Origin of the sequence: Actinomadura sp. (assembly GCF_044508335.1) — a bacterium.
Lineage (GTDB): Bacteria > Actinomycetota > Actinomycetes > Streptosporangiales > Streptosporangiaceae > Spirillospora.
Genome location: NZ_JBIQHY010000068.1, coordinates 23,084 through 35,192, shown reverse-complemented (window position 1 = coordinate 35,192; position 12,109 = coordinate 23,084). Strand labels below are relative to the sequence as shown.

General features: G+C 73.0%; 10 protein-coding genes. 5 read left to right on the top strand and 5 right to left on the bottom strand.

Annotated features, from left to right (window positions below; genetic code table 11):
- From ACIWVC_RS21875 to ACIWVC_RS21865, 3 genes are all read right to left on the bottom strand, one after another.
- A partial coding sequence (locus ACIWVC_RS21875) for a hypothetical protein (RefSeq protein ID WP_396454492.1) occupies positions 1-878 on the bottom strand: 878 nt, incomplete at its 3' end.
- A gap of 75 nt (positions 879-953) precedes the next feature.
- On the bottom strand, positions 954-1,934 hold the full coding sequence (locus tag ACIWVC_RS21870) for a threonine/serine dehydratase (protein WP_396449451.1): 981 nt from the start codon (positions 1,932-1,934) through the stop codon (positions 954-956).
- Between the two features lie 169 nt (positions 1,935-2,103).
- Positions 2,104-3,369: a hypothetical protein gene (locus tag ACIWVC_RS21865; RefSeq protein ID WP_396454491.1), complete on the bottom strand. Its 1,266-nt coding sequence runs from the start codon at positions 3,367-3,369 to the stop codon at positions 2,104-2,106.
- A 200-nt stretch (positions 3,370-3,569) separates the two neighbouring features.
- On the opposite strand from ACIWVC_RS21865, the gene murA reads away from it, so the two are divergent.
- Positions 3,570-4,871 carry a UDP-N-acetylglucosamine 1-carboxyvinyltransferase gene (gene murA / locus ACIWVC_RS21860; RefSeq protein ID WP_396449449.1) on the top strand — a complete coding sequence of 434 codons (1,302 nt, stop codon included), beginning with the start codon at positions 3,570-3,572 and terminating at the stop codon, positions 4,869-4,871.
- On the opposite strand, the gene ACIWVC_RS21855 is transcribed toward murA, so the two are convergent.
- On the bottom strand, positions 4,868-5,395 hold the full coding sequence (locus tag ACIWVC_RS21855; protein ID WP_396449448.1) for a hypothetical protein: 528 nt from the start codon (positions 5,393-5,395) through the stop codon (positions 4,868-4,870). The genes murA and ACIWVC_RS21855 overlap by 4 nt on opposite strands.
- 115 nt (positions 5,396-5,510) lie before the next feature.
- Between ACIWVC_RS21855 and ACIWVC_RS21850 the strand changes: the two genes are divergently transcribed.
- From ACIWVC_RS21850 to ACIWVC_RS21835, 4 genes are all read left to right on the top strand, one after another.
- Positions 5,511-6,374 carry a hypothetical protein gene (locus tag ACIWVC_RS21850; RefSeq protein ID WP_396449447.1) on the top strand — a complete coding sequence of 288 codons (864 nt, stop codon included), beginning with the start codon at positions 5,511-5,513 and terminating at the stop codon, positions 6,372-6,374.
- Between the two features lie 95 nt (positions 6,375-6,469).
- Positions 6,470-8,071 carry an acyl--CoA ligase family protein gene (locus ACIWVC_RS21845; protein WP_396454490.1) on the top strand — a complete coding sequence of 534 codons (1,602 nt, stop codon included), beginning with the start codon at positions 6,470-6,472 and terminating at the stop codon, positions 8,069-8,071.
- A gap of 109 nt (positions 8,072-8,180) precedes the next feature.
- Positions 8,181-9,737, top strand: coding sequence for an FAD-dependent monooxygenase (locus tag ACIWVC_RS21840; RefSeq protein WP_396449445.1), 1,557 nt, complete (start codon positions 8,181-8,183; stop codon positions 9,735-9,737).
- A gap of 1 nt (position 9,738) precedes the next feature.
- Positions 9,739-11,691, top strand: a complete 1,953-nt coding sequence (locus tag ACIWVC_RS21835; protein ID WP_396449444.1) for an aconitate hydratase — start codon at positions 9,739-9,741, stop codon at positions 11,689-11,691.
- On the opposite strand, the gene ACIWVC_RS21830 is transcribed toward ACIWVC_RS21835, so the two are convergent.
- A complete protein-coding gene (locus ACIWVC_RS21830; RefSeq protein WP_396454489.1) occupies positions 11,688-12,086 on the bottom strand; it encodes a DUF2795 domain-containing protein in 399 nt (132 codons plus the stop codon). The genes ACIWVC_RS21835 and ACIWVC_RS21830 overlap by 4 nt on opposite strands.
- Positions 12,087-12,109 lie beyond the last annotated feature (23 nt).

The following is a 12,109-nucleotide window of genomic DNA, read 5'->3' as shown; positions in this document are numbered from 1 at the left end:
CGGTACCGGGAGAGCCGGATCTCGTATCCGGTCTCCCTGCCGGCATGGGTGAGTGCGCGGCCGGTGCTGCTGTCGACGTTCCAGAGCCAGGGCCGGACGAACCGGATGGGCGCTCCCGCGGGTGCCGAGCCGATCGCCTCTTTCACCTCAAGCCGCAGCCGCTGCAGTTCCTCCAGCCCGGCGCCCAGGTAGTTCAGTGCCCGCTGGCGCCCGTCCCGGCTTGTGGCCTCCGCGAGCGCGACCGCCTCCTTGACGAGGTCATCGCTCTCGGCGGTCTTTGGACGCTGTCCGTGCGACCATCGACTGCCGATACAGCCGATCGCCTCGACGAGCAGCTTCACCGCTTGCCGCTGCATTCGATCCCCGTCGCCCCAGGTGTCGGTGATGAGCGGAAGGACCTGGCGCCATGTGACGTGGGCGAGTTGCGCGTCACCGGATGCGGGCCGCGTCCACGCCATCTCCGGAGTGAGGTACGTCAGGTGGACGCGGCACGATGGGTAGTGGTGGCGGGCAAGCCGCAAGTAGGTCGGTATCTGCGCGGGACGGTGGCTGGACGCCTCGGTCTTCAACTCGATCATCCAGAGCCGGTCTTCCCACATCAGCGCGTGGTCGGGCGCCGCGCCCGCCTCCTCGTCATTGCGCTTGGCCAGCTCGAATTCGTCGACGAACGTTGGTCGCGCTGACCATTCCGCGGTGCCGAAACAGAGGGCGTCCAGAGCCGAGAGATACTCGACGCCCTTCGTGCTCGGCTCATTGCGGCTGTTCCACGGCGGATACGGGCCGTCGAGGATCAGCATGGTCAGAAGTCGCTGGCAGTACTCTTCCCGGCCGAGTTTCAGAGTCCGGAGTCGGCGTAGCACCTCTTCTTCGATCGCCACCGCATCAATTTACGCCGCCCCTTCGGCGCTCGCGGAGAGTTCGCCGATTGCGCCTTCTCCTGAGCCGAGGAATTGTCAGGCCCCGTCCGTGGGAGCCGCGCCGATCCAGCGGCGGTAGGCGTCGATGTCGACGTTGCCGCCGCACACGATGGTGACCACGTGCCGGCCGGCGAAGCGTTCGCGGTCTTCGAGGATCGCCGCGACGCCGAGCGCGGCCGACGGTTCGACGACGAGGCCGGCGTGGTCGAAGAGCGTCCGCATGCCGGCGATGATCGACGCCTCCTCGACCAGGACGGCGTCGTCGGCGACCACGAGCAGATCGTCCAGGACGGCCGGGATGGGGCGCCGGCCGGCCACGCCCTCGGCGATGGTGTCGGTCGAGTCGGTGGTGACGACCCGCCGCCGGTGCCACGAGCGGGTCATCGCCGGCGCGCCGGCCGGCTGGACGCAGACCACCTCGACGCCGGGCGCCAGGTCCTTCAGCACGTGCCCCACGCCGGTGGCCAGCGCCCCACCGCCGAGAGCGATCAGCACGGCGTCGAACGGCGGCGCCGCCTCCACCAGTTCCAGGCCGATGGTCGCCGCGCCCTCGCAGGTCTCGATGTCCAGGCTGTCCTCGACGAGCCTGATGCCGTCGTGCCGCGCGGCGGCCGCCGCGCGTTCGCGGGCCATGTCGAAGTCGCCGTCGACCAGCTCCAGCCTGGCGTCCAGTGCGCGGATGCGGTCGAGCTTGGCGGCGGGCGCGAAACGGGACGCCACGACGGTGACGTCGAGCCCCCGGCCGCGGCCCGACCAGGCGAGGGCCTGGCCGAGGTTGCCCGCGCTGGCGCACACCACGGCGCTCGGGCCCTCGGCGGCGAGCCGGCTCGCGATCACCTCGGTGCCGCGGGCCTTGAAGCTGCGCACCGGGTTCGCCGTTTCGAGCTTGATGCTCACCGCGCACCCGAGTACGGGCTCCAGCGCTTCACAGCGGTACAGCGGAGAGTCGAGGAAGATCGGGTCGATGACCTGGCGGGCCGCCCGGATCCGGGCGGTGTCGAGGCGCGTCTCATGCACGACATGTCAGCGTAACGCCGCTGATGCCGTCTCCCGGGGGGCGCGCGTCGTCGGTGGAGCGGAGTACGTCCGGTCGCTGTGGCAGTCGATCGGCGTGCTCGTGATGGGACGGAACCGCCTGTGGGTCTTGCCCGCCGAGCACGGCGGGCAAGACCCGGCAGGCTTCACGTCAGCACTTCACCCAGTAGCCCGGATCGGTCTCCTTGATGCTGCTGGTGGTGAACACATTCCACAGCCCGAGGTTCTGGTTGGAGCCGTTGGCGTAGGTGTAGCCCATCGACTGGTGTGCTCGTCCGGCGGTGGTGTGCGCATAGTTGGACGCCGTCACACAGGCGGAGGTCTCCGTGGGCGTGGGCGTCGGAGTCGTGGGCGGAGTCGTGGTCGGCGTGGTGGTCGGCGTCGGTGAGGCGCTGCCGCCGCTCATCGCCTTGACCATGTTGACGACGGCCGTCATCTGCGGGCCGGTCTTGAGCGGGTACTGCGCGGACTGGTAGCCCCACCAGTCCCAGCAGCCGCGCGGGTTGCTCAGTCCCGACGCGGTCGCCTGCGGATACAGGACGATCATGGCGTTCGTGTCGGCGTACTCGTTGAGATAGGCCTTGTCCATGAACGTGTCGCCGATGTTGCCGTAGTACTGGTAGCAGCCGTGCAGCGCGACCATCAGCTTGCAGGACGACTGCTCGCAGGCTTGCGGGACGTAGGCGAACCCTTCGCCGCCCATGCTGATGGACGAGGCGTTCCCGCCGGGCACGTAGGCGTTCTGGTCGAACTGCACCAGCCGCCCGGTCGGGGACGAGGCGGCGGGCTGCACCGTGCCGAACAGGTGGCCCAGCATGTCCCCGACCGGGTCCCCGCCGCAGTCGTTGATCCAGGGCGACTGCGTGACCGAGCAGGAGCCGGGGCCGATGGGGCTGACCCAGGCGTGCCCGGCGGGTGAGTCGTGGTCGTAGACGACGTCGGCGCCCAAGCCGCGGTAGTAGGCGGCCAGGTCGTCGTTGACCGCCTCGGCGACGGTGGTGTCGGACGTGCCGTGGTACAGCCACACCGGGTCGCCCGACAGGTTCGCCACCGGGTCGACCGTGCCGGCCGCGGCGCGGTCGCGGGTCAGCTGTTCGAGCTGCGCGGGGGTCTTGCGCGGCAGGTACGTCGCCATGCAGGCGTTGAGCGCGGTGCTCAGGCTGTTCTGCGCGCAGTCGTAGGCGCCGGCGGAGAAGATGCCGGCCCCTTGGAACAGGGACGAGTAGGCGACATGGAGCTGGTTGGCCATGAATCCGCCGGACGACACCCCGCTCACATAGGCGGCGCTGATGTCGTACTCGGCGAGCGGGGCGGTGGTCGGCGGCGGGACGTCGGCGTGGACGACGGACAGCGAGGTCGTTGCCAGGGCTGCGGCCGCGGCGGCGGCCCAGAGCCCCTGCCTGATCCTCAGGCGCATCGGAACTCCCGGGGGTGGGGTGGGTGCCGTCATCGTCGGCAGCCCGCGCATCGCCTGCCAGATCGCGCGAGAACACAATCCCGGAGATCAACATGGCGGCGGTCCCCACGCCCCGACCCGCCGCCGGTTTCGGGCTCGGCCTCGCAGCGGGCGCGGTGAAAACGGCGGGGCGTGCGGCGGGGACGCCGTAGGCTGCACGGGTGACTGAGAAGCTTTGGCGGATCGAGCCGTCCGGGCCGCTGCGCGGGGACGTCACCGTGCGGGGGGCGAAGAACGCGGTCAGCAAGCACATGGTCGCGGCGATGCTGGGAGACGGGCCGAGCACGATCGGCAACGCGCCCGACGTCGGCGAAGTCGGCATAACCGCGGGCATGCTGGAGCACGTCGGGATGACGGTGGAGCGCTCCGGCGGCGAGGTGACGGTGGTGCCGGGGCCGGTGTCGGACCCGAGCGTCGGCAAGGCGTTCACCGGGCTGAACCGCATCCCGATCCTGATGCTGGGGCCGCTGCTGCACCTGGCGGGCGAGGCGTTCGTGCCGCTGGTCGGGGGCGACCCGATCGGCAGGCGCCCCGTCGACTTCCACGTGGACGCGCTGCGCGCGTTCGGAGCCGAGATGACCCACGCGCCCGACGGCATCCACGCCCGCGCGTCGCGGCTGGTGGGCGCGCGCATCGAGCTGCCCTACCCGAGCGTCGGCGCGACCGAGACCGTCCTGCTGGCGGCGGTGCGGGCGCGCGGGAAGACCGTCATCCGCAACGCGGCGACGGAGCCGGAGATCATCGAGCTGGCGCTGTTCCTGCAGCGGATGGGCGCGCGGATCTCCTTCGCCCCCGACCGGAGGATCGTGGTCGAGGGCGTCGAGCGGCTGAGCGGCGCCCAGACCAGGTTGGACGGCGACCGGATCGAGGCGTTCTCCTACCTGGTCGCGGGCCTGGTGACGCGGGGAGAGGTGCGGGTGCACGGCTGCCCGCAGGACCGGCTCGTCACCGCGATCACGACGCTGACCCGGATGGGCGCGGAGTTCGAGATCACCGACGACTGGATCATGGCGTCGGCGCCGGACGGGCTGCATCCGGCGGCGGTGCAGACCGACACCCATCCGGGGTTCGCGACCGACTGGCAGACGCCCCTGATGGTGCTGTTCACGCAGGCCGAGGGCATGTCGGTGCTGCACGAGACCGTGTACGAGAACCGGCTCGCGTACGTGCCGGCGCTGCAGAGCATGGGCGCCGAGATCGAGGTGTACGACACCTGCCTGGGCGGTCCGGCGTGCCGGTACCACGACACGGCGGCGCTGCACTCGGCCGTCGTGCGGGGGGTCACCAAGCTCCGCGGCGGGGACGTGACCATGCCCGACATCCGCGCCGGGTTCTCCGCGGTGCTGGCGGCGGCGGTCGCCGAGGGGCCGTCCACGCTGCGGGGCGTCCACCACATCGAGCGCGGCTACCACCGCCCGGTGGAGCAGTTCCGGAAGCTGGGCCTCGCCCTCCGGGAGGGTTAGCGGACGACCTCGGCGCTCGGCCAGGTGAACGTGAGCGCGCCGCCGACCGGCAGGTCGTGCCAGAGCGGCGCCAGCTCGTCGAGGCGGTCGAGGACGCGGCCGACGACCGCCGCGTCCTCGGCCGGGACCGGTGTCCCGCGGGCCCACTCGGGCGTCGCGGCCCCGGCCCGGCGCCGCCAGGCGACGTCGCACAGGCCCGCCAGGTACTCGGACCTGGCCATGTCGCCGCGATCGGCCCTGCTCAGGGACGCCTCCCGCTTCTTCAGCCGGCGCTGCTCCCGGGCCCGGCGGCGCCGGTCGCCCGGCGTCTCGACCGTCTCGAAGAAGCCGCCGCCGCCGGCCGCCGCGCGCCCGAACACCCCCGACTCCAGGCCCAGCTCCGCCTCGGCCAGGTAGTGGACGAGGTCGTGCGGGATGTGGTCGTCGTAGCCGGGTGCGGGATCCATCCGGCGCGGCTGCCGCCCGGGCAGGATGACGACGGTGGCGTACCGGCGCTCACCCGTCCGTTCGAAGCGCACGTCCATGCGGTCAGGCTAGGCCGCGCCGTCCCGGGCGCGCATTCCGTTTTCCGGCCGCTCCTTACCCGGTGATGGCCGAAACCTACAAGACCGGTGCGCGTCCGGCGGTCAGGCTGGAGGCATGGACATCGACAAGGCATCCGACTTCATGGCCACGCACGCCCGCCCGCTCGACCGGCGCCGTTTCGAGCTGCTGATCGGCGAGGGGGACAGGGACGCGCTGCTGGCCGCACTGAACGCCTACCGCAATCCCGACGGCGGCTACGGGCACGGCCTCGAACCCGACCTGCGGTCGCGGACGAGCCAGACGGGCCCGGCCCTGCACGCGTTCGAGGTCTTCGAGGAGCTGGCCCCGGTCACCGCCCCGGAGGCCGTCGCGCTCTGCGACTGGCTGGAGTCCGTGACCCTCCCGGACGGCGGCATCCCGTTCGCGCTGCCCATGCCCGATCCGGTTGGGTCTGCACCGTTCTGGACGGGCGCCGACGCGGAGACGTCCTCGCTGCAGATCACCGCGGTCGTCGCGGCGATGGCGCACCGGGTCGCCGCCCACGATGAGGCCGTCGCCAAGCACCCCTGGCTCGACCGCGCGACGCGCTACTGCCTCGACGCCGTCCGGAAGAGGGACGAGCTGCACGCGCTGGAACTCTCGTTCGCCATCTGGCTGGCCGACGCGATCGAAGACCGCGAAACGCTCCGCCTGCTCGGCCGGCACATCCCGGAGAGCGGCCTCGTGCACGTCCAGGGCGGGCTGGAGGACGAGATGATGAGGCCCCTGGACTTCGCCCCCTACCCCGGACGCCCCGCACGCGCCCTCTTCAAGGAGGACCTCGTGCGCGCCGAACTGCGGCGCCTCGACGAGCAGCAGCAGGACGACGGCGGCTGGCGCGTCGACTTCGCGAGCTACTCGCCCGCCGCCGAGCTCGAATGGCGCGGCTACGCGACCGTCAAGGCCGTCTCCATCCTGACCCGCGACCCGGAGCGCTGAGCGCCCGGAAAGGCGCGATTCGGCTCCGTGGCGGGGGCGCGGGCGCGTGGGATCCTTGAGCCGCAGTTCGTATCCGACGGCTCCGGAGGCTCCCGATGGACAACGGCCCGGGCTACACGGCGCTCACGCCGCTGGCGTTCCTGAACAGGTCGGCGGAGGTCTTCCCGGACAAGACCGCCTACGTCTACGGGGACCGCAGGGTCGCCTACGCCGAGTTCGCCGCCGAGGCGACGCGGCTCGCGAACGCGCTGCGGGCGTCCGGGGTCGAACCCGGGGACCGCGTCGCCTACCTGGCGCCGAACGTCCCCGAGCTGCTCGTCGCCCACTTCGCCGTGCCGCTGGCCGGGGCCGTCCTCGTCGCGATCAACACGCGCCTCGCCCCGGAGGAGATCCGCTACATCCTCGAACACTCGGGGGCCCGGGCACTGGTGGCGGACGCGGGCCTGCACGCGTCCATCGCGCCGATCGCGGACGGGCTGCCGCAGGTCGTCACGGTCCCGGCGGCGGGCGCGGAGCCCGACCCGGCGGTGGGCGGCATCACCTACGACGAGCTGCTCGCCCGCGGCTCCGCCGAGCCGCTGCCCTGGGACGTCCCGGACGAGAACGCCGCCATCTCGATCAACTACACGTCCGGGACCACGGGACGGCCCAAGGGCGTCGTCTACACGCACCGCGGCGCCTACCTCAACGCGCTCGGCGAGGTCGTGCACTCGCGGCACACGCCGGACAGCGTCTACCTGTGGACGCTGCCGATGTTCCACTGCAACGGCTGGTGCACGCCGTGGGCGCTCGCCGCGATCGGCGGGACCCAGGTGTGCCTCCGCGCCGTCGCCGCCGGGGAGGTGTGGCGGCTCATCGACGCCGAGGGCGTCACCCACCTCAACGGCGCCCCGACCGTGCTGGTGGCGATCGCGAACGCGGCGGAGGCGCACCCCCTGGAGCGGCCGCTGACCGTGACGACGGCGGGTGCGCCGCCCAGCCCGACGATCATCGGGCAGATCGAGGGGCTCGGCGCGAGCATCGTGCACGTGTACGGGCTGACCGAGACCTACGGGCCGTACTCGGTGTGCGAGCCGCAGCCCGGGTGGCCGGTCCTGGCCGCCGGCGACCGGGCGCGGCTGCTGGCCCGGCAGGGCGTCGGGATGATCCAGACCGACGGCCTCCGGGTCGTCGACGACGCCATGAACGACGTCCCGGCCGACGGGGAGACGCTCGGCGAGATCGTCATGCGCGGCAACAACGTGATGAAGGGCTACCACCGGGACGAGGAGGCCACCGCGGAGGCGTTCCGGGGCGGCTGGTTCCACTCCGGCGACCTCGGCGTCCGGCACCCGGACGGCTACGTCGAGCTGCGCGACCGGTCCAAGGACATCATCATCTCCGGCGGCGAGAACATCTCGACGGTGGAGGTCGAGCGGGCCATCGACTCCCACCCGGCCGTCCTGGAGGTCGCCGTCGTCGCGGTGCCGGACGAGAAGTGGGGCGAGCGGCCCAAGGCGTTCGTCGTGCTCCGCGACGGGCAGGCCGCGACCGAAGCCGAGCTGGTCGAGCACGTCCGCGCGAGCCTCGCCCGGTACAAGGCGCCCGACACGGTGGAGTTCGTGACCGAGCTGCCGAAGACGTCCACCGGCAAGATCCAGAAGTTCCAGCTCCGCGAGCGCGCGTGGGCGGGCCGCGAACGCCGCGTCCAGGGCTGAGGAACCCTTGCCGCATCGGGCCTCCCGGGGGCGTGAGGACCGATGGTTCCGGGGAAGTGTTCCCTGGGCGAGGGCCGGGCAGCCGGCCGTCCGTGGAGAGGGGAGCGTGATGGCGCCCACCGAGAGGCCGACCGGGAACGTGCTGATCGTGGGGGCCGGCCCGACGGGGCTCCTGCTGGCCGGGGACCTGGCCGCGGCCGGAATCGCCTGCACGGTGCTGGAGCGCCGCGCGGAGGAGACGGCCAACCTGACGCGGGCGTTCGCCGTGCACGCCCGCACCCTGGAGATGCTCGACCAGCGCGGCCTCGCCGACGAGCTGATCGCCACCGGGACGAGCGTCGGGACGCTGCGGCTGCTCGGCTCGACCGCGCTCGACCTCTCCCATCTGCCGGGGCGTTTCCCGTTCGTCCTCGTCACGCCGCAGTACGAGACGGAACGCGTCCTGCGCGGGCGGGCGCTGGCGGCCGGCGCGGAGATCGTGCACGGCGCCGAGGCCGTCGCGCTGCGCCAGGACGCGGCGGGCGTGGACGTCGACGTGCGCACGGCCGGCGGCGGGACCGAGACGCGCCGCGCGTCCTACGTCGTCGGCGCCGACGGGGTCCGCAGCACCGTCCGGCGGGAGCTCGGGCTGCCGTTCCCCGGCCGGGCGGCGGTGCGGTCGGTGATGCTCGCGGACGTCCGGCTGGACGAGCCGCCCGCCGGCGTCCTCACCGTGGGCGCGGTCGGCGACGCGTTCGCGTTCATCGCCCCGTTCGGCGACGGCTGGTACCGGGTCATCGCCTGGAACCGGCGGCACCAGGCCGCCGACTCCGAACCCGTCGACATGGCCGAGCTGCGGGAGGTGGTCCGCCGCGCGCTCGGCGCCGACCCCGGCATCCGCGAACCGCGCTGGACGTCCCGGTTCCACAGCGACGAGCGGCAGGTCCCCCGCTACCGGGTGGGACGGGTGTTCCTGGCCGGGGACGCCGCGCACGTCCACTCCCCGGCGGGCGGGCAGGGCATGAACACCGGGATGCAGGACGCGGCGAACCTCGGCTGGAAGCTCGCCGCCGAGCTGTGGGGCTGGGCGCCGTCGTGGCTGCTCGACAGCTACCACGAGGAGCGGCACCCCGTCGGGCGGCAGGTGCTGCGGGGCAGCGGCGCGGTGCTGCGGTTCGCGCTCGCCGAGCCGCGCTGGCTGCGCGCCGCGCGCGCCGGCGCCGCGTGGGCGGCGACCCGCGTCCGGCCGGTCGCGCGGCGGCTGGCCGGGGCCGTCTCCGGCATCGACATCGCCTATCCGGCGCCGCGGGGCGCGCACCCGCTCACCGGGCGCCGCGCCCCCGACGTGCCCCTCGCCGGCAGCCCGGCGCGGCTGTACGAGCTGCTCGGCGACGGGATGTTCGTCCTGGTCGTCGCCGCGAACGACCCGGCGGTCACCTACCTGGCGACCAAGCGGTGGGCGGGCCGCGTGCACTGCGCCCTGGCCGGGGGCGCCACCCGCACGACCGCGCTGGTCCGCCCGGACGGCTACATCGCGTGGGCCACCGACGAGACCGCGCCTGACCGGCGCGCCGCCGAGATCCGCGACGCGCTGAACCACTGGTGCGGGCAGCCCGCCGACCGGGCCGTGCACGAACCGCGCCGCGTCGGGGGCGTCCCGGCGAACGAGAACGAGCGGAGGACCTGACATGGCGGACCGAGCGGAGAGCCGCAACGTCGCCCGCAAGCTGATCGCCTCGCACCTGGTGAGCGGCGAGATGACGCCCGGCACCGAGATCGGGATCCACGTCGACCAGACGCTCACCCAGGACGCGACCGGCACGATGGTGATGCTGGAGCTGGAGGCCCTCGACCTCGACCGGGTCAAGACGGACGTCTCCGTCCAGTACGTCGACCACAACCTGCTGCAGGCCGACGAGCGCAACATGGCCGACCACATCTTCCTGCGGTCCGCCGCCCGCCGGTACGGGCTCTGGTACTCCAAGCCCGGCAACGGGGTCTCGCATCCGACCCACATGCAGCGGTTCGGGGTGCCGGGCGCCACGATGGTCGGCTCCGACTCCCACACCTGCGCGGCCGGGTCGCTCGGCATGCTCGCGATCGGCGTCGGCGGGCTGGAGGTCGCGATGGCGATGGCGGGCGAGCCGCTGCACGTGACGATGCCGGAGATCTGGGGCGTCCGGCTCACCGGGGAGCTGCCGCCGTGGCTCAGCGCCAAGGACGTGATCCTGGAGATGCTGCGCCGGCACGGGGTGCGCGGCGGCGTCAACCGGATCATCGAGTACCACGGGCCCGGCATCGCGTCGCTGACCGCCATGGACCGGCACGTCATCGCCAACATGGGCGCCGAGCTGGGCGCGACGACGACGGTGTTCCCCTCGGACGAGCGGGTCCTGGAGTTCCTGCGCGCCGAGGACCGCGCGGACGACTTCACCGGGATCACCGCCGATCCGGGCGCGTCCTACGACGTCGCCGACGAGATCGACCTGTCGTCGCTGGAGCCGCTGATCGCCCGCCCCAGCTCGCCCGGCGACGTCGTCCCGGTGCGGGAGGTCGCGGGGGAGGAGGTCCACCAGGTCGTCGTCGGGTCGTCGGCGAACCCCGGGCTGCGCGACTTCGCGTCCGTCGCGGCGATCGTGAAGGGCCGCCAGGTGCACCCGCGGGTGTCGCTGGACGTGAACCCCACATCGCGGCAGATCCTCGTCGACCTGACCCGGATGGGCGCGACCGCCGACCTCGTCCAGGCCGGCGCGCGCATCCACCAGACCGGCTGCATGGGCTGCATCGGCATGGGGCAGGCGCCCGCGATCGGCCGCAACAGCCTGCGGACCGTCCCGCGCAACTTCCCCGGCCGCTCCGGCACCAAGGACGACCGGGTCTGGCTGTGCTCGCCGGAGACCGCCGCTGCCGCCGCCCTCACCGGCCGCATCACCGACCCGCGCGACTTCGGCATGGAACCGCCCGCCGTCCGGCTCCCGGACAGGTCCAGCGTCAACATCGCCATGCTCGAAGCGCCGCCGCCCGAGGACGAGGCGCGCGGCGTCGAACTGGACAAGGCGCCCAGCATCGGCGTCCTGCCCGAGCTCGACCCGCTCCCGGACGAGTTCGAGATCCCCGTCGCCATCAAGGTCGGGGACGACGTGTCCACCGACGAGATCCTCCAGGCGGGCGCGCGGGCGCTCCCGTTCCGCAGCGACATCGCGCGGCTCGCCGACTTCACGTTCATCCAGCTCGACGAGGGCTACCCGGAGCGCGCGCGGCGGGCCGGGCCGCACGCCGTCGTCGGCGGCCGCAACTACGGGCAGGGCTCGTCCCGCGAGCACGCCGCGATCGCGCCGCGCCACCTGGGGCTGCGGCTCGTCCTGGCCCGCGGCTACGCGCGGATCCACTGGCAGAACCTCGTCAACTTCGGGATCCTGCCGCTCGAATTCGCCGACGGCGCCGACTACGACCGGGTCGAGCAGGGCGACGTGCTGCACGTGGCGAACGTCCGGGACGCGCTGAAGGCCGGAAACGAGATCGAGGTCCGCAACACCACCAAGGGCGAGACGTACCGGGCGCGGCACCGCCTGTCCGCGCGCCAGCGCGACCTGGTCGCCGCCGGCGGCCAGATCCCGCTGCTCCGCGAACGCGCCGGCTAGTAGCGGCGCTCCTCGCGGCCGTAGCCGAGCTCCTCGGCGACGTCCGCGACGTTGGCGTACTCGCGCTTGGGCAGCGTCCGCAGCTGCTCGACCGCCTCGTCGGGGGCGCCGGCCTCGGCCGCGTGCCGGACCAGCTCGTTCGGGCGCGCCGGATAGCCGACCCCGGTGAGCATCCGGGCGAGCGCGCTGCGGCTCGCGACGTCCCGCGCGCTCATCCCGGGCGGAGCGCCCTCGCGCTCGTCGGCGGCCGCGCGGGTCGGGTCCGCGGGGTCGTCGTCGGAGAACGGCTCGGTCTCCTTGAACTCCTCCGCGTGCGTGGGATGCCCGCCGCTGACCATGCCCCGCGTCTCGTGGACGATCTCGTCGTCGACCTTCGGGCTGTGCTTGTCGCTCATGTCAGGCATGGGGGGAGCGTTCC

Excerpts from the sequence above, each read along its gene's own strand:
- ACIWVC_RS21865 (WP_396454491.1), bottom strand. The coding sequence starts at position 3,369 with ATGCGCCTGAGGATCAGGCAGGGGCTCTGGGCCGCCGCCGCGGCCGCA.
- ACIWVC_RS21855 (WP_396449448.1), bottom strand. The coding sequence starts at position 5,395 with ATGGACGTGCGCTTCGAACGGACGGGTGAGCGCCGGTACGCCACCGTC.
- ACIWVC_RS21850 (WP_396449447.1), top strand. The coding sequence starts at position 5,511 with ATGGACATCGACAAGGCATCCGACTTCATGGCCACGCACGCCCGCCCG.
- ACIWVC_RS21845 (WP_396454490.1), top strand. The coding sequence starts at position 6,470 with ATGGACAACGGCCCGGGCTACACGGCGCTCACGCCGCTGGCGTTCCTG.
- ACIWVC_RS21840 (WP_396449445.1), top strand. The coding sequence starts at position 8,181 with ATGGCGCCCACCGAGAGGCCGACCGGGAACGTGCTGATCGTGGGGGCC.
- ACIWVC_RS21835 (WP_396449444.1), top strand. The coding sequence starts at position 9,739 with ATGGCGGACCGAGCGGAGAGCCGCAACGTCGCCCGCAAGCTGATCGCC.
- ACIWVC_RS21830 (WP_396454489.1), bottom strand. The coding sequence starts at position 12,086 with ATGAGCGACAAGCACAGCCCGAAGGTCGACGACGAGATCGTCCACGAG.